Source organism: Microbacterium sp. SORGH_AS_0505 (assembly GCF_030818715.1).
Lineage (GTDB): Bacteria > Actinomycetota > Actinomycetes > Actinomycetales > Microbacteriaceae > Microbacterium.
This window is the reverse complement of sequence record NZ_JAUTAT010000001.1, coordinates 328985-345851: the sequence shown is the minus strand read 5'-3', so window position 1 is coordinate 345851 and position 16867 is coordinate 328985. Positions and strand designations below refer to the sequence as shown.

Annotated in this window: 16 protein-coding genes and 1 riboswitch; of the genes, 3 read left to right on the top strand and 13 right to left on the bottom strand. The window is 69.8% G+C overall.

The window, feature by feature from the left end; translation table 11 throughout:
• Positions 1-27 precede the first annotated feature (27 nt).
• The 5 genes from ribH to QE428_RS01730 form a co-directional block, all read right to left on the bottom strand.
• Positions 28-501: a 6,7-dimethyl-8-ribityllumazine synthase gene (gene ribH, locus QE428_RS01750; protein WP_091356115.1), complete on the bottom strand. Its 474-nt coding sequence runs from the start codon at positions 499-501 to the stop codon at positions 28-30.
• Positions 498-1778, bottom strand: coding sequence for a GTP cyclohydrolase II (ribA, locus tag QE428_RS01745; RefSeq protein ID WP_091356111.1), 1281 nt, complete (start codon positions 1776-1778; stop codon positions 498-500). Before ribA ends, ribH begins: the two co-directional genes overlap by 4 nt.
• Positions 1775-2422: a riboflavin synthase gene (locus tag QE428_RS01740; protein WP_307462458.1), complete on the bottom strand. Its 648-nt coding sequence runs from the start codon at positions 2420-2422 to the stop codon at positions 1775-1777. Before QE428_RS01740 ends, ribA begins: the two co-directional genes overlap by 4 nt.
• Positions 2422-3441, bottom strand: coding sequence for a bifunctional diaminohydroxyphosphoribosylaminopyrimidine deaminase/5-amino-6-(5-phosphoribosylamino)uracil reductase RibD (gene ribD / locus QE428_RS01735; RefSeq protein ID WP_307462456.1), 1020 nt, complete (start codon positions 3439-3441; stop codon positions 2422-2424). The genes QE428_RS01740 and ribD overlap by 1 nt, the downstream gene beginning before the upstream one ends.
• A gap of 64 nt (positions 3442-3505) precedes the next feature.
• Positions 3506-3646, bottom strand: a riboswitch (FMN riboswitch).
• A gap of 69 nt (positions 3647-3715) precedes the next feature.
• Positions 3716-4675, bottom strand: a complete 960-nt coding sequence (locus QE428_RS01730) for a sugar-binding transcriptional regulator (protein WP_133400257.1) — start codon at positions 4673-4675, stop codon at positions 3716-3718.
• A 132-nt stretch (positions 4676-4807) separates the two neighbouring features.
• Here QE428_RS01730 and QE428_RS01725 point away from each other — a divergent pair, with 132 nt between their 5' ends.
• Positions 4808-6505 carry a glycerol-3-phosphate dehydrogenase/oxidase gene (locus tag QE428_RS01725; protein ID WP_307462452.1) on the top strand — a complete coding sequence of 566 codons (1698 nt, stop codon included), beginning with the start codon at positions 4808-4810 and terminating at the stop codon, positions 6503-6505.
• A 52-nt stretch (positions 6506-6557) separates the two neighbouring features.
• A complete protein-coding gene (gene glpK, locus QE428_RS01720; protein ID WP_307462450.1) occupies positions 6558-8090 on the top strand; it encodes a glycerol kinase GlpK in 1533 nt (510 codons plus the stop codon).
• Position 8091: 1 nt separating this feature from the next.
• Here glpK and QE428_RS01715 read toward each other — a convergent pair whose 3' ends face one another.
• Together QE428_RS01715 and QE428_RS01710 are read right to left on the bottom strand one after the other, a co-directional pair.
• Positions 8092-8955, bottom strand: a complete 864-nt coding sequence (locus QE428_RS01715) for an Fpg/Nei family DNA glycosylase (RefSeq protein WP_091356090.1) — start codon at positions 8953-8955, stop codon at positions 8092-8094.
• Positions 8956-8998: 43 nt separating this feature from the next.
• The gene (locus tag QE428_RS01710; RefSeq protein ID WP_307462447.1) at positions 8999-9556 is read right to left on the bottom strand and encodes a GNAT family N-acetyltransferase; all 558 of its coding nucleotides are present in this window, start codon (positions 9554-9556) and stop codon (positions 8999-9001) included.
• A gap of 333 nt (positions 9557-9889) precedes the next feature.
• Between QE428_RS01710 and QE428_RS01705 the strand changes: the two genes are divergently transcribed.
• On the top strand, positions 9890-10612 hold the full coding sequence (locus QE428_RS01705) for an endonuclease domain-containing protein (RefSeq protein ID WP_231916466.1): 723 nt from the start codon (positions 9890-9892) through the stop codon (positions 10610-10612).
• A gap of 109 nt (positions 10613-10721) precedes the next feature.
• Here QE428_RS01705 and QE428_RS01700 read toward each other — a convergent pair whose 3' ends face one another.
• The 6 genes from QE428_RS01700 to sdhA are packed head-to-tail and all read right to left on the bottom strand — an operon-like array spanning position 10722 to position 16844.
• Positions 10722-11171 (bottom strand): hypothetical protein, encoded by a 450-nt coding sequence (locus QE428_RS01700; protein ID WP_307462444.1) that lies wholly within the window; start codon positions 11169-11171, stop codon positions 10722-10724.
• Positions 11164-12168 (bottom strand): tryptophan--tRNA ligase, encoded by a 1005-nt coding sequence (gene trpS, locus QE428_RS01695; RefSeq protein ID WP_307462442.1) that lies wholly within the window; start codon positions 12166-12168, stop codon positions 11164-11166. The genes QE428_RS01700 and trpS overlap by 8 nt, the downstream gene beginning before the upstream one ends.
• Positions 12169-12215: 47 nt before the next feature.
• On the bottom strand, positions 12216-13055 hold the full coding sequence (locus tag QE428_RS01690) for an exodeoxyribonuclease III (protein WP_307462440.1): 840 nt from the start codon (positions 13053-13055) through the stop codon (positions 12216-12218).
• Positions 13056-13088: 33 nt separating this feature from the next.
• Positions 13089-14228, bottom strand: a complete 1140-nt coding sequence (locus tag QE428_RS01685) for a YihY/virulence factor BrkB family protein (RefSeq protein ID WP_091356075.1) — start codon at positions 14226-14228, stop codon at positions 13089-13091.
• Between the two features lie 22 nt (positions 14229-14250).
• Positions 14251-15018, bottom strand: a complete 768-nt coding sequence (locus QE428_RS01680) for a succinate dehydrogenase iron-sulfur subunit (protein WP_091356072.1) — start codon at positions 15016-15018, stop codon at positions 14251-14253.
• On the bottom strand, positions 15018-16844 hold the full coding sequence (gene sdhA / locus QE428_RS01675; RefSeq protein ID WP_133400248.1) for a succinate dehydrogenase flavoprotein subunit: 1827 nt from the start codon (positions 16842-16844) through the stop codon (positions 15018-15020). Before sdhA ends, QE428_RS01680 begins: the two co-directional genes overlap by 1 nt.
• Positions 16845-16867 lie beyond the last annotated feature (23 nt).

The window sequence follows — 16867 nt, the reverse complement described above, 5'->3', positions numbered from 1 at the left end:
GTGACCCTGCGCAGCAGGACGGTGAGGTCAGCCTCGGAGGTCGCGGAGCACCAGGGCGGTGCGGATCGCGGCATCCGCAGCTTCCGCCCCCTTGTCCTCCTTCGAGCCTTCCAGCCCGGCACGGTCGATGCCCTGCTGCTCGTCGTCGAGGGTCAGAACGCCGAAGCCGACCGGCTTGCCGGTGTCGAGCGCGACACGGGTCAGTCCGTCGGTCGCGGCGGACGATACGAAGTCGAAGTGCGGGGTGCCGCCTCTGATGATCACGCCGAGGGCGACGGCCGCGTCGGCGCCGGCATCCAGCGCAGCCTTCGCGACGACCGGGAGCTCGAACGAGCCGGGCACCCGCACGAGGCGCCAGGAGGCGCCCGACGCATCGAGGATGCGCGTCGCGCCGGCGATCAACCCGTCGGTGATGACGTCGTGCCACTGGCCGGCGACGACGACGACCGAGAGTCCCTTCGCATCGACGGCTTCGGCCTTGGGGGCTCCGTGTCCGCTCATGCGGTGTGCTCCTCACTGTGCGCGAGGGCCTCGCGCAGCTCGTCGGCGTCGATGATGTGACCCATGCGGTCGGCCTTCGTCGCCAGGTACTGGTGGTTGTTCGCACCGACACCGACGAGCAGGGGCACCTGGTCGACGATCGTGAGACCGAGCGCACGCAGCTGCGCCACCTTGTCGGTGTTGTTGGTCAGCAGACGGATCTGCTTCACGCCGAGGTCGGTCAGGATGCCGGCGGCCGCCGCATAGTCGCGGGCATCGGCCGGCAGGCCGAGCGCGAGGTTCGCGTCGACGGTGTCGAGGCCCCGCTCCTGCAGGCTGTACGCGCGCAGCTTGTTGATGAGGCCGATGCCGCGGCCCTCGTGACCGCGCATGTAGATCACGACGCCGCCGTCCTGCTCGATGGCGTCGAGCGCCGCCTCGAGCTGGGGGCCGCACTCGCACTTGAGCGACCCGAACGCCTCGCCGGTCAGGCACTCCGAGTGCACGCGCACGAGGGGGGCGTCTTCGGTGAGGTCGCCCGAGACGACGGCGATGTGGTCCGTGCCGGTGATGCGGTCCTTGTACGCGAGGAAGCGGAACTCGCCGTGCGAGGTGGGGACCTTCGCCTCCGCGCGCAGGCTCACCCGGCGCTTGGCCGGGTGGTCCGTGTGGGCCGAGGTGCTGTCGCCGTCGGCCGCATTGAGGTGCGCGATGAGCTGCTCGATCGTGATGACGGGGATGCCTTCGCGCTCGCCCATCTCCATGAGCCCCGGCATCCGCATCATGCTGCCGTCGTCGGCGACGACCTCGCCGATGACGCCGACGGGCTGCAGGCCCGCGAGCTGCATGAGCTCGACCGCGGCCTCGGTGTGTCCGGCGCGCTCGCGGACGCCGCCGTCCACGGCGCGCAGCGGCAGAACGTGTCCGGGGCGGATGAGCGAGGAGGGAACGGAGCTCGGGTCCGCCAGGACGTTGACCGTCCGGGCGCGGTCCGAGGCGCTGATGCCGGTCGTGACGCCTTCGGCAGCGTCGACGCTCACGGTGTAGGCCGTGCTCCGGGCATCCTGGTTGACCTCCACCATCGGGGGGAGGTCGAGCCGGTCGGCCCAGTCCGCGGGCATCGGCGCGCAGAGGAAGCCGCTGGACCAGCGGATGGTCCAGGCGAGCCACTCCGGCGAAGCGAGCTCGGCGGACAGGATGATGTCGCCCTCGTTCTCGCGGCTCTCATCGTCGGCGACCAGGATCGGTCGACCTTCCTTGAGCGCTGCCAGGGCGTCGGGGATCGTGGAAAGGCTCATCGGGAGCCTCCTTCTTCTGTGGACGGGATGCCGTCGGGTGAGGCGAATCGGAGCAGGCGTTGCACGTGCCGCGCCAGGATGTCGGTTTCGAGGTTGACCCGGTCGCCGGGCGCCAGTGCGCCGAGAGTGGTCACCTCGAGGGTCTCGGGGATGAGGGAGATCTCGAACCAGTGCGACGACGCGTCGGCGTCCGACACGTCGGAGACGGTGAGCGAGACCCCCTGGACCGTGATCGATCCCTTGTCGACGACGAGGGGAGCGAGGTCTGCGGGGAGTGAGACGCGGAGGACGCGCCACTGCTCGCCGGGGCGCACCTCGAGCACCTCGCCGGTGCCGTCGACGTGCCCCTGCACGATGTGCCCGCCGAGCCGGGTGTGCGCGGCAAGGGCGCGCTCGACGTTGACCGGGGAGCCGACGGAGAGCGTGCCGAGAGTCGACATGTCGAGCGTCTGCTTCATGACGTCGGCGGTGAACCCCTCGGGTGTCTGGTCGGTGACCGTGAGGCAGACGCCGCTGATGGAGATGGAGTCGCCGCGCTGCGCGTCCGAGACCGCGAGCGGTGCGCGGACCGCGAGGCGCACTCCGTCGCCGGACGGGTCGATGGCGGTGATGACGCCCTGCTCTTCGATGATGCCCGTGAACATCAGCCCTCCTTGGGGGTCAAGGTGACGAGGATGTCGTCACCGAGTCTGTCGAGGCCGACGATGTCGAGTCGGCGCTGCTCGGCGATCGTCGAGACGCCGATGTCGTCCACGGCCACTCGATCGCCCCCGATGAGTGTCGGGGCGATGTAGACGAGGAGCTCGTCGACGAGTCCTTGCCGCAGGAAGGATGCCGCCAGTGTCGGACCACCCTCGAGGAACACGCGGTGCGCGCCGAGCTCGCGGAGCCGATCGAGCAGATCGCGGAGGTCCTCGCCCTCGTCCTGCATGAAGGGTCGCGGGTGACGGCGGAGCGCCGCTTCGTGCGGCACGGCCCGGGTGCCGACGATGACCGGCCGCGGCTGGTCCTCGTAGAGAGCCCCGTCGGGGGTGCGGGCGGTGAGTGCGGGGTCGTCCGCGAGGACGGTGCCGGTGCCGACGACGATCGCGTCGGCCTGTGCGCGGCGGCGGTGCACGTCCGCGCGCGCGTCCGGTCCCGTGATCCATTGGCTGGTGCCGTCGGATGCCGCGGCCCGCCCGTCGAGCGACTGCGCCCATTTGACGGTGACGTGGGGTCGCTCGAGGCGCTGCACGGTCAGCCACGACGAGATGAGCTCCTCGCCTTCGCCCCGGAGCGCGCCGCCCTCGACGTCGACACCGGCGGCGCGAAGCCGCTCGGCGCCTCCGGATGAGACGGCGCCGGGGTCTTCGGCGGAGTAGACGACGCGCGCGACCCCGGCCTCGATGAGGGCGACGGCGCACGGACCGGTGCGGCCGGTGTGATTGCACGGCTCGAGCGTCACGACGGCGGTGGCGCCGCGCGCGGCATCCGGTGTCAGCTTCGACAGCGCGTCGATCTCGGCGTGAGGCGTGCCGGCTCCGTGGTGCCAGCCTTCGGCCAGCACGGTGCCGTCGGGGGAGAGGATGACCGCGCCGACCTGCGGGTTCAGCCCGCGCGGGCCGTTCGCCGCGAGCGTGAACGCGTGACGGAGCGCGCTGCGCTCTGCGTCGGTGACACTCATCCGGATCCTCACGATGGGGTTCTCCGGGGTGCGGGCACGCCAGGCGGTGCGGCGTCGCCGCATCCACCGTGCTGCCTCCCATCCGGACTAGCGACTCTCGTCGCATCACCGTCGGTTCCGGAATTCCACCGGATCAGCAGGACCTGGGTCCCGCTCGCGGACTGTCACCGCCGGTTCGGATTCCCACCGACCCCGGAGCACGTTTCTTGCTCTTGAAGTCTAATCAACCGCTCTTCGCGTGATTCATTCCCGCGTCATCTCTTGACTTCGGGGGTCATTCGGTGAGGGCACGGGCGGTCGCCTCGTCGACGACGAGCTCGGTGACGAGACGGGCGGCGAGAGCGCCGCGCAGGCTGTCGCGCTTGTCGACGCCGGACACGATGCACACTCGGCTCGCGACGCGGCGGAGCACGTCGAACCGGGGGCCGGTGGCCCGGTCGTTGAGCTCGATCCCGCGGGTCGATCCGTCGAGCCGATAGAAGACCGTCGCGACGTCGCCCACGACGCCCTCGCGATCGAGGGCGGCGAGCTCCTCGGGCTCGAGGTAGCCGCCGGAGTACACGTGGCTGGGTACGCGCGAGTCGGCGGCGCCCACGCTGAAGACGACGAGGTCCATCGCCGCCTGGATGGCGAGGATGCGGGTGGTGCTGCGCTCCCGCCACATCGCGTGCTTCGTGCGCGGGTCGTCGAAGAACGCCGGCACGGGGAACTGCTGCGCGCTCCCGCCGTAGGCCTCGGCGAATCGGCTGAGGATGTCGCTCGCGTAGAGCAGGCCCGTCGTCCGGGTGTTGCCCGAACCGTTGAGCTGCACGAACGTCGTCCCGTGCACGGACTTCGGGACGAGGCGCCGGCTGACCGCCGCCGTCGTCGACCCCCAGGCGATCCCCACGGTGGTGTCCGCGACGATGAGGTCGCCGAGCAGGTGGGCAGCGGCCGTCGCGACGCGCTCGAGTCGCTCCACGTCGCTGGCGTCGTCGGGGACCGGCACCACGTGCGCCGTGATCCCGTAGCGGTCGGCGAGATCCTGCTCCAACAACTGAGGTGCGGCGAACGGGGAGCGGATGCGGATGTCCACGATGCCGGTCGCGCGGGCACGCGACAGCAGACGCGACACCGTCGACCGGGAGGTGCCGAGCTCGCGCGCGATGGCCTCCATCGTGCGGTCCTGGACGTAGTACAGGTGCGCCGCCGTGAGGGCACGACGGACGTCGTCGGGATCGAGCGTCTCTTCCACGAGAGACAGTGTGCACGTATGTGCACGGCAACTGCAATCCCGTCCACGAATGTCATCATTGGTCCCATCAGTCACTGCGGTGGCGGTCTGAGGCGACCGGGTCGACACCCGGCAGAAGTGGGAGTGTGTGACGTGGACACCGGAATCCGATCGACGACGGCGGGACTGCGGGAGCGGCCCCACGCGGATGTGCTCATCATCGGCGGCGGCATCAACGGCGTGGCGACCTTCCGCGACCTGGCACTCCAGGGCATCGACGTCGCGCTGGTCGAGAAGAGCGACTTCCTCTCCGGCGCCTCTGCTGCGTCGAGCCACATGATCCACGGCGGCATCCGCTACCTCGAGAACGGCGAGCTCCGACTCGTCCACGAGGCCGTCACCGAGCGCAACGACCTGCTCACCACGGCCGCGCACTACGTTCGTCCGCTTCGCACGACCGTCCCGATCTTCTCGACCTTCTCGGGACTGCTGTCGGCCCCCCTGCGCATGGTGCTGCACCGCAAGACGGCCTCGACCGAGCGCGGCGCCCTCCTCATCAAGGTCGGCCTCATCATCTACGACTCGTTCTCGCGCGGCGGCGGCAAGGTTCCCCGTCACACGTTCCACGGTCGTCGTCGGTCGCTCCGCGCCCTGCCCGACCTCAACCCCGACGTGAAGTACACCGCCACGTACTGGGACGCCTCGCTCCGCGACCCCGAGCGCCTCGGTCTCGACCTCGTCCGCGATGGGATCGCCGTCGGCGGCAGCCGCGCCCGCGCCGCGAACTACGTCTCGGCGGCCGGGGTCCAGGACGGGAAGGTCGTCCTCCGCGACGAGGAGACGGGCGAGGAGTTCCCCTTCGCAGCATCCGTCGTCCTCAACGCGGCCGGCCCCTGGACCGACCTCGCCAACCGCGCGCTCGGTGACGCCACGCACTACATGGGCGGCACGAAGGGCTCGCACATCGTGCTCGACCACCCCGAGCTCATGCAGGCCACCGGCGGTCGTGAGCTCTTCTTCGAGCACTCCGACGGTCGCATCGTCCTCATCTACCCGCTCAACGGCCGCGTCCTCGTCGGCACGAGCGACCTCGAGCACGACATGTCCAAGCCGGCCGTCTGCACCGAGGAGGAGGTCGACTACTTCCTCGACCTCATCGGTCACGTCTTCCCGACGATCCCCGTCGACCGCTCGCAGATCGTGCACCGGTACTCGGGCGTGCGTCCGCTGCCCGGGCACGGCGACATGGCGGCGGGCTTCGTCTCGCGTGATTACCGCATCGAAGAGGCGATCCTCCCGGGATCCGACCGCGTGCCGGTGCTCAGCCTCGTCGGCGGCAAGTGGACCACCTTCCGCGCCGTCGCCGCCCGCCTGAGCGACGAGCTGATGACCCGGATCGGCCGCGAGCGCGTCCGCTCCACGAAGGGTCTGCCGATCGGCGGCGCCGTCGGCTTCCCCCGCACCGACGCCGACCGCGACGAGTGGGTCCACCAGCACCTCGCCGACTTCGGACTCGAGCGCGGGACGCGTCTGCTGCACCGCTACGGCACGCACGCTTTGGCCGTCGCCACCTCGATCCGTCAGGACGACGAGGACGCGCCCCTCGCATCGCTTCCCCGGTTCTCGTCCGGTGAGTTCCGGCACATCGCCCGCACCGAGTCGATCGTCCACCTCGACGACATCCTGCTCCGCCGCACCAACATCGGGTTCCGCGGTGAGGCGACGCACGAGGTCGTCGAAGAGGTGGCCGACGCGATCGCTGATGTGATGGGCTGGGATGCCGCAGCACGGCGCTCCGAGATCGACCGGGCGCTCGCCGCGGTGCACGCCGCCGATCCCGTCGCTGTCTGACGCCCGGCATCCCGTCGCCATCGGCGCCGAGCACTCGAAGAGGAGACGAGACGTGGCTGAACACGTGATCGCCATCGACCAGGGGACCACCTCGACACGCGCGATCGTGTTCGACGGGGAGGGGGCGCTCGTCGCCACCGCCCAGCGGGAGCACGAGCAGATCTTCCCGCGGGCCGGGCGGGTCGAGCACGACCCGGTGGAGATCTGGACGAACACGGAATGGGTGCTCGCCCGCGTCCTCAACCAGGTGGGGCTGGCGCCGTCCGACGTCGCCGCCATCGGCGTGACCAATCAGCGCGAGACCGCGATCGTCTGGGACCGCCGCACCGGCCGGCCGATCCACAACGCCATCGTCTGGCAGGACACCCGCACCCAGCCCGCGATCGACCGGCTGATCGACGCGCACGGCGTCGACGCGTTCGCCGATGTGACCGGGCTGCCGCTCGCGTCGTACTTTTCGGCATCGAAGATCGCGTGGATCCTCGACAACGTCGACGGCGCCCGCGACGCGGCGCGGAACGGCGACCTGATGTTCGGCACCCCCGACACGTGGATCGTCTGGAACCTCACGGGCGGCAGCGACGGCGGCATCCACATCACCGACGTCACCAACGCCAGCCGCACGCTCCTGATGGATCTGAAGACGCTCGACTGGTCTGACGAGATGCTCGAGGCCTGGGACATCCCGCGCGAGATGCTGCCCGAGATCCGCTCCTCCTCCGAGGTGTACGGCGAGGTCGTGCAGCCCCGAGTGGCCCGGGGGATTCGGATCGCCGGCATCCTCGGAGATCAGCAGGCGGCGACCTTCGGGCAGGCCGCCTTCGACGCCGGCCAGTCCAAGAACACCTACGGCACCGGCAACTTCCTGCTCGTCGGCACCGGGACCGAGCTCGTCCGGTCCGAGGCGGGGCTCATCACGACGGTCGCCTACCGCCTGGGCGACGAGCCCGCGCACTACGCGCTCGAGGGCTCGATCGCCGTCACCGGATCGCTCGTGCAGTGGCTGCGCGACAACCTCGGGATCATCTCCGACTCGGGCGAGGTCGAGCGTCTCGCCCGGAGTGTCGAGGACAACGGCGGAGCGTATTTCGTGCCCGCCTTCTCAGGCCTGTTCGCCCCGTACTGGCGACCCGACGCGCGCGGCGCCCTCGTCGGCCTCACCCGCTACGTCACCAAGGCCCACATCGCCCGCGCCGCCCTCGAGGCGACCGCGTTCCAGACGCGCGACGTGATCACGGCCGTCGTCTCCGACACGGGCCGCGACCTCGAGGAGCTCCGCGTCGACGGCGGGATGACCCGCAACGACACGCTCATGCAGTTCCAGGCGGACATCCTCGGCATCCCCGTGATCCGTCCGAAGGTGGTCGAGACGACCGCGCTCGGCGCCGCATACGCGGCCGGGCTCGCCGTCGGCGTCTGGACGGACAAGGACGCGCTCCGCGGGTACTGGCAGGAGGACCGCCGGTTCGAGCCGCAGATGGACCCCGGCGAGCGCGACCGCCGCTGCCGCCTCTGGGAGAAGGCCGTCTCGAAGTCGATGGACTGGGTCGACGACGACGCCCGGGTCCTCGCCGGGACCGTCTGACCTACTTCAGGAGCCTCGACAGGCGGCGGTCCGCGAGGATCTTGCCGCCCGTCTGACACGTCGGGCAGTACTCCAGGCTGTTGTCGGCGAAGAACACCGACCGCACCTCGTCGCCGCACACCGGGCACGCCTCACCGCGACGACCGTGGACGGCCATGCCGCGACGTTTGGCGTCCTTGAGGTCGGCCGGAGGCTTGCCGGATGCCGCGGCCACCGCTTCGGCCAGCGTCTGCCGCAACGCGGCATAGAGCCTGTCGATCTCGGCATCCGTCAGTCCCGCCGCGAGAGCGTACGGCGACATCTTCGCGGCGTGGAGGATCTCGTCGGAGTACGCGTTGCCGATCCCCGCGACGATCGACTGGTCCCGGAGGACGCCCTTGATCTGGGTGCGACGACCCTCGAGCAGCCCGGCGAGCGTGTCCCGTGTGAAGGACTCGTCGAGCGGGTCCGGGCCGAGGCGTGCGATGCCGGGGACGTCAGCGGGGGAGCGGGCGGCGTAGTAGGCGAGGGACTTCTTCGTGCCGGCCTCGGTCAGGTCGAAGCCGGAGCCGTCGTCGAAGCCCACCCGCAGGGCGATCGGGGTCTTGCCCGGGCGGATCACCGTCGCCGGCAGCTGGTCGTACCAGCGGAGCCAGCCCGCCTTTGCGAGGTGGAAGACGAGGTGGGCACCGGCATCCGTCTGCAGGTCGACGAACTTGCCGTGGCGCTCCGCACCGGTCACAGTCGCGCCGGTGATGGCGTCGATCGGCGGGTCGTACGTCTTCAGGGCGGCGATGTTCGCGACCGACACCTTCGTGACGGTCAATCCCGTCGCGCGCTCGCGGAGGAAGTCGACCAGTCCCTGCACCTCGGGCATCTCAGGCATGGGGTCATCCTGCCAGTCGGGTGCGACGGCGGTCAGGGGGTTGTCAGAGGATCGGCCAGGACTGCGGCGAGCGGTCGTCCGTTCGCAGGAGTGCCGCGATCCAGCCGTCGTGGCGGCCGCGCGGGTCGCTGAGCCCCTGGCGGAGGAGCCCTTCGTACCGGAAGCCGAGCTTCTGGGCGACTCTCGCCGACGCGTGGTTGCCGACCACGGCGCGCCATTGGATCCGGGCGAGCGCGACAGGCTCCGCGAACCCGAACTCCACGACGGCGGCCCCCGCTTCGGTGAGATAGCCGTGGCCACGGGCCGCGGCATCCATCCAGAACCCGATCTCGGCAGAACCCCGCTTCTCGACGCGGTGCAGGCCGATCATGCCGATCCAGCGGCCCCCGCGGCGGACGCCCCAGGTGAGCTCGCTCTCGTCCTCCCACCACCCGGCGGCCTTGTCGACGAACGCCTCGGCGTGCGCGCGGTCGTACGGCGACGGCAGTGTCGTCCACCGCGGTACCTCGGGATCCTGCGCCGCCGCCGTGATCGCATCGATGTTGGCCGCCGTCGGGACGGACAGCTCGAGCCGATCAGTCCGCAGGGTCACCGGTTCCATGCCCCGACCCTAACGGCGGCCGCGTGTGCCGAGTGCAGGTTCAGGTACGTCTCGGACGCTCCACCCCCACGAATCCGACGATTCTCCCTGCAGTCGGCACGAGGATTCCTCCCCGAGGCCACCTCGGAGCCTGTCCGCCACATCTCTCGCGGAGCCGCCCTGCACATCGGCGCCATCGGCGAGCGTCGTCCCATGACCTCGACACGTGATCGGCGCGTCTTCGCCGACAGAGCCGCCTCCCTCCTTTCCATCCGCTCCAGAACCGCCCGTGAGCTCCGGTCTTCCGGGATGTCGAAACGGGCGATCGCGCAGGCCGCAGCGGATGATGCGATCGTGGCGGTCCGTCGGGGCCGATACCTCGCCTCGGACGTCCCGGCCGATGTCGTCCGGGCAGCCCGCGTCGGCGGCCGGCTCACCTGCGTGAGCGCTCTTCGCCTCCTGGGGGTCTTCATCCTCACCTCGGAGGAGCTTCACGTGCACATCCCTCCGCATGCGGCTCGACTCCGCGTGCCGTCGGAAGGAGCCTCGCGTCATTGGTCGCCACCGATCGGGGAGCGACCCTCCGGGGCGGGCATCTCGCACCCGTGGGACCTGCTCGCCCACGCGATCGTCTGCCAGTCGCCCGCGGCGGCTGTCGCGAGCCTCGACAGCGCACTGCACTGGGGCCTCATCCTGCCGTCGGAGCTCGACCTCGTCTTCGCCGCTGTGCCCCGGAAGTATCGCGTGATCCGGAAGATGCTCGACGGACGGGCCGAGTCCGGGCCGGAGTCGTTGATGCGACTCATCCTGCGCCGCCTCGGATTGAAGGTGGAGGTGCAGGTGAGGATCGACGGAGTCGGGAGGGTCGATCTTCTCGTCGACGGGTGGCTCGTCATCGAGTGCGACAGCGATGCTCACCATTCCGGTCCGCTCGCCCACAGGGTCGACCGTCGTCGTGATCTTACGCTCGCCGCACTCGGCTACACGACGCTCCGACCGATGGCGGCCGACATCATGTGGCATCCGGATCGGGTGGTTGCAGCGGTGAGAGGGCTGTTGCGCGCGCGACGACGCTGACACTGCGCCGAGTGCAGGCTCAGCGGTGCCGATGCGGGCCGAATCGTCCTGAACGGGCGTCTGAACCTGCATCCGGCACGCGACCGGCCGCTTCCAGCCGGCGGCGGGATCAGCCCTCGGGGTGCTGCTGGATCCAGACGGCCATGGCGGCAAGGTTGGCCAGCGGGGCCATCGCGCCGGTCACGGGCGCGTCGAACACCATCGACTGGACGCCCGCCTCGGCGTAGGAGGCGACCCAGCCCGCGGCATCCGGCATCGGAACCGCGAGGAGCCGATCGGTCTCTTCGGGCGGGATGCCGAAACCCGCCGCCGCCTCGGTGGCACGCTCGGGCGTCGAGAAGGCGAAGATCGCCGGGCCCTGCTCCGTCGTGGCGGCGAACGGGGTGGGCTGCTCGTCGGTTCCGCGCGCGATGAAGATCCACCGCTCGAGGGCGAACACCGCGCGCCATAGGCGCTCCTGCGCGGCGCGGTCGTCGGGGGCTGCCATCGACGCCGCGGCGGCCGCATCGATCGCGGCGACCGCCTCGGGGGCGGGGTCGAGTCCGGGCTGGTCAGGCACGACGCAGCAGCCCCAGCTTGTCGTACACGTCGCCCAGGGTGCGGTCGGCGACCTCGTCGGCGCGGGCGGCGTTCGCCGACAGCACCCGGTCGAGCTCGGCGGGGTCGTCGAGCAGCTCGAGAGCGCGTTCGCGCACGGGGCCGAACTCCGACACGACGACCTCAGCGAGTCCCTTCTTGAAGTCGCCGTATCCGCGACCCGCGTACTCGTCCTCGATCGCGGAGATCTCGCGGCCGGTGAGTGCGGCGTAGATCACGAGCAGGTTAGAGACGCCGGGCTTCGCCTCCCGGTCGTACCGGACGACGCCCTCGGAGTCCGTGACGGCCCGCATGACCTTCTTCGCCGACTTCGCCGGGTCGTCCAGGAGCCAGAGCACACCGGCATCCGACTCGGCGGACTTCGACATCTTCGACGTCGGGTTCTGGAGGTCGTAGATGCGCGCCGTCTCCTTCTGGATGACGGGCTTCGGCACGCGGAATGCCTCGCCGTAGCGACCGTTGAAGCGCTCGGCGAGGTCGCGAGTCAGCTCGACGTGCTGCTTCTGGTCGTCCCCGACCGGCACGATGTCGGTCTGGTAGAGCAAGATGTCGGCGGCCATGAGGACGGGATAGGTGAAGAGGCCGACGTTGGTGGCGTCGGTGCCGTAGCGCGCGGACTTGTCCTTGAACTGCGTCATGCGACCGGCCTCACCGAAACCGGTGATCGTGGACAGCACCCAGGCGAGCTCGGCGTGCGCACGGACGTGCGACTGCACGTACAGCGTCGACTTCGCCGGCTCGATGCCGGCGGCGATGTACTGCGCAGCCGTGCGGCGGGTCTTCTCGCGGAGCTCCGCCGGGTCGTTCGGCTGGGTCAGCGCGTGCAGATCGACGACCGAGAAGAACGCGTCGTAGGACTCCTGCAGGTCTCGCCACTGCATGAGCGCCCCGATGTAGTTGCCGATCTGGAGGGAGTCGGCGGAGGGCTGCATTCCGGAGTAGAGGCGGGGTTTGCTCACCCTACGATCCTAGGCGCGAACGGATGCCGCGCCCCCGCGCCCGAGCCTCAGCTGCCGAGCGTGTAGTCCGCCACGACGGGCGCGTGGTCGCTCCACCGCGTGTCCCAGGACGGTGCCCGGACGACCCGGTAGTCCGTCGCGCGCGTCGCGAGCTCCGGAGTCGCGAGGTGGTAGTCGATCCGCCAGCCGGTGTCGTTGTCGAACGCCTTTCCGCGGTTCGACCACCACGTGTACGGCCCGTCGACCTCGCCGGCGAAGCTGCGCCCGATATCGACCCAGCCGAGTCCGGTGCCGTTCTCGCCGTCGACGGTGGCGACGGTCTCGCCCGCGGCGCCGGTGAATCGGTCGAAATACGCGCGCTCACGGGGGAGGAAGCCGGCCTTCTTGACGTTCCCCCTCCAGTTGCGGATGTCGAACTCGCGATGCCCGACGTTGAGGTCGCCCGTGATGAGGGCGAGGTCGCCGAGGTGCGGCATCCGCTCCTCCATCGCGTCGAGGAAGGCGTACTTCGCGACCTGCTTCTCGGTGCCGGCTTCGCCGGTGAAGACGTAGGCGCTGACGACGGTGAGCAGTTCGCCGTCGACCTCGATGTCGGCTTCGACCCACCGGCCCTTCGAGTCGAGCGTGTCGTCGCCGAGGTCGACCCGCCAGACATCGAGCGGCTCGCGCGCCGCGATCGCGACGCCTGCGCGCCCCTTGGCGAGGGCTTCGTCGTTCACCAGATGCCATCCGGGAAGGGCGGCGCCGAGATCGGATGCCTCGGCGCGCACCTCCTGGAGGGTCAGGACGTCGACGCCGGCGGTCTCGAGCCAGGCGTGCATGCCCTTCCGGGCGGCGGCGCGGATGCCGTTGACGTTGACGGAGGCGATGCGGAGTGTTCGTGGCACGCGTTCCAGCGTATCGAGGGCGACGGACCCGCCTCACCGACGCGTGCGGTCGAGGAGCTCCTCGGCGTGCCGGAGGTCTCGCCGTGCGCCCGGCTTCTGCCACCACGAGGCGTCCGCGACCGCCTGCCGCGCCTCGCGGACGCCGGCTTCAGCCACGACCCGGAGCGCGCGCCGCTCCTGCTCGCGGCGCTGCTGCGCGGTCACCTCCACCAGCGGGATGTCGGCGTCCTCGGCGGCCACGGAGATCCAGGATGCCGCGACGAGGATGACGATCCCGGCCAGGCGAAGCCACAGCAGGAGGCCGATGACGACGGAGAAGGTGGCCAGGAGCGGGTTGGTCGGGGAGTAGACCGCGAGGAATCCAGCGCCGAGCTGCAGCAGGGCGAGAGCGCTGCCGCCCGCGGCGGCCCCGGGGATGATGGCGCGCCAGGGAAGCGTGGTCCCCGTCAGGAAGCGGATGAGGCCGGTCAGGGCGGCGGTATTGAGGATGATGCTGACGAGCACCGAGGCGATCCGGCTCGTCACGTCGACGAGGGCCGACTCGTACGGCACCTCGGCCCACGCGAGGACGCGGGCGACGACACCGCCGGCGACCAGCCCCGAGGCGGCGCCGAGGACCAGGGCGAGTCCGAACAGCACGGCGGCGAGGAGGTCGCCGAGCTTCAGGAGCACGAAGCTGCGCGCGTCGAAGGGCAGACCGAAGATGTCGCGCACGGCGCGACGGGTGAAGGTGACGAACCCGATCGCGGTCCAGATCGCGACGGCCACGGCGATCGCACCGGTGACGGCCAGCAGGCTGCTGCTGTCGCGGGCGATCTGGGCGACGTCAGCGGGTTCCACCGTGCTGCCGGCGGCGATGAATCCCGGCAGGTAGGAGTTCACGACGGCGATGAGTCCGTCGATCGCGGCCTGCGAGCCGCCGAGCCACAGGCCGACCGCGGCGAAGGCCGTGTAGAGCGTCGCGAAGATCGCGAAGAGGGACTGGTAGCTGATGGATGCCGCGAGCAGGAACCCGTTCCGCCGGAGGAACCGGCGCCACACCCGGACGGGGAACGAGCCGATCGTCCGCTGCGTCAGCTCGGTGGCCCGCTCGATCGGCTGATCGAGGCGCTCGCGCAGACGAGACGCCTCCCACCGCTCGCGCAGGGGAGGCGTCGTGTCGTCCGAGGTCACGCCTCGAGGCTATCCGGCTGGATCAGCCGCGAAGGACCGCCTGCTTGACCTCGGCGATGGCCTTCGTGATCTCGATGCCGCGGGGGCAGGCCTCGGTGCAGTTGAAGGTGGTGCGGCAGCGCCACACGCCTTCCTTGTCGTTGAGGATGTCGAGGCGCACGTCGCCCGCGTCGTCGCGCGAGTCGAAGATGAAGCGGTGCGCGTTGACGATGGCGGCAGGGCCGAAGTACTGGCCGTCGGTCCAGAACACGGGGCAGGACGACGTGCACGCGGCGCAGAGGATGCACTTCGTGGTGTCGTCGTAGACGGCGCGGTCCTTGATGGACTGGATGCGCTCCTTGCCGGGCTCCGGTGCGCTGTTGGCCTGCAGGAAGGGCTGCACGTCGCGGAAGGACTCGAAGAACGGGTCCATGTCGACGATGAGGTCCTTCTCCAGCGGCAGGCCCTTGATCGCCTCGACGTAGATCGGCTTCGAGATGTCGAGGTCCTTGATCAGCGTCTTGCAGGCGAGGCGGTTGCGGCCGTTGATGCGCATGGCGTCGGAGCCGCAGATGCCGTGGGCGCACGAGCGGCGGAAGCTCAGCGTGCCGTCGACGTCCCACTTGATGCGGTGCAGCGCGTCGAGCACGCGGTCCGTCGGGTACATCTCCACGTCGTAGTCGACCCAGCGCGGCTCGGCGTCCACCTCGGGGTCGAAGCGTCGGATGATGAAGGTGACCAAATACGACTGGATGCCGGAGTCGTTCGTCTCCTGCGTCTGCGCAGGGGCGCCGCTGTCGACGATCGTCATCAGTACTTCCTCTCCATCGGCGGGTAGTTGTACTCGCCCTGCTCGTTCTTGGTGAACACGACCGGCTTCCAATCCAGGCGGATGTGGTCCTCGGGGTTCGCGGAGTGCGGGTCGCCCGTGAGGTAGGCCATCGTGTGCTGCATGTACTTGTCGTCGTTGCGGTCGGGGTAGTCCTCGCGCATGTGGCCGCCGCGGCTCTCCTTGCGGTTGCGTGCGGCGTAGGCGACGATCTCGGCGATGTCGAGGAGGAAGCCCAGCTCGACGGCCTCGAGGAGGTCGGTGTTGTAGCGCTTGCCCTTGTCGTCGACGTGGACGTTCTTGTACCGCTCGCGCAGGTCGTTGATCGTCCCCATGACGTTGGTCAGGGTCTCCTCCGTGCGGAACACCTGGGCGTTGGCGTCCATCTCCTCCTGAAGCTTCTTGCGGAGGGTGGAGATGCGCTCGGTCCCGGCGTTGCTGCGCAGGCCCTCGATCAGCTCGCGGACCTCCTTCGCGGGGTCCTCGGGGAGAGGCATGAACTCGGCCGTCTGGACGTACTCGACGGCGTTCTGGCCCGAGCGCTTGCCGAACACGTTGATGTCGAGCAGCGAGTTCGTGCCGAGGCGGTTGGCGCCGTGCACCGACACGCACGCGCACTCGCCCGCGGCGTAGAGGCCGGGGACGATGGTGTCGTTGTCGGCGAGGACCTCGCCCTTGATGTTGGTCGGGATGCCGCCCATCGCGTAGTGCGCGGTCGGCATGACCGGCACCGGCTCGACGACCGGGTCGACGCCCAGGTAGGTGCGGGCGAACTCGGTGATGTCGGGGAGCTTGGTCTCGAGGACCTCGGCACCCAGGTGGGTGCAGTCGAGATAGACGTAGTCCTTGTTCGGACCGGCGCCGCGGCCCTCGAGGACCTCCTTGACCATGCAGCGCGCGACGATGTCGCGGGGTGCGAGGTCCTTGATGGTGGGGGCGTAGCGCTCCATGAACCGCTCACCCGAGGCGTTGCGGAGGATCGCACCCTCACCGCGGGCACCCTCGGTGAGGAGGATGCCGAGGCCCGCAAGGCCGGTCGGGTGGAACTGGAAGAACTCGATGTCCTCGAGCGGCAGGCCCTTGCGCCAGACGATGCCGACGCCGTCACCGGTGAGGGTGTGCGCGTTCGAGGTCGTCTTGAAGATCTTGCCGAAGCCGCCGGTGGCGAAGATCACGGCCTTGGCGTGGAAGACGTGCAGGTCACCGGTGGCGAGCTCGTACGCGACGACACCGGCGATGCCGGTGCGACCCAGGGCATCCTTCACCGTGATGAGGTCGAGCGCGTAGAACTCGTTGAAGAAATTGATGCCGAGCTTGACGCAGTTCTGGAACAGCGTCTGGAGGATCATATGGCCGGTCCGGTCGGCGGCGTAGCACGCGCGACGGACGGGGTTCTTGCCGTGCTCTGCGGTGTGCCCGCCGAAACGGCGCTGGTCGATCTTGCCGTCAGGCGTGCGGTTGAAGGGTAGGCCCATGTTCTCGAGGTCGATGACCGCGTCGATGGCTTCCTTCGCGAGGATCTCGGCCGCGTCCTGGTCGACGAGGTAGTCGCCGCCCTTGACGGTGTCGAAGGTGTGCCACTCCCAGGAGTCCTCTTCGACGTTGGCGAGCGCCGCCGCCATGCCGCCCTGTGCCGCACCGGTGTGGCTGCGGGTGGGGTAGAGCTTGGTGATGACAGCGGTCTTCGCGCCGGGACCGGCTTCGATCGCGGCGCGCATGCCGGCGCCGCCGGCGCCGACGATGACGACATCGAACTGGTGGTAGTGGACGCCGTCCTTGACGACGGAGTCCGCGGTCTGAGTGCTCACGTGACGAATGCCTCTGTTCTCTG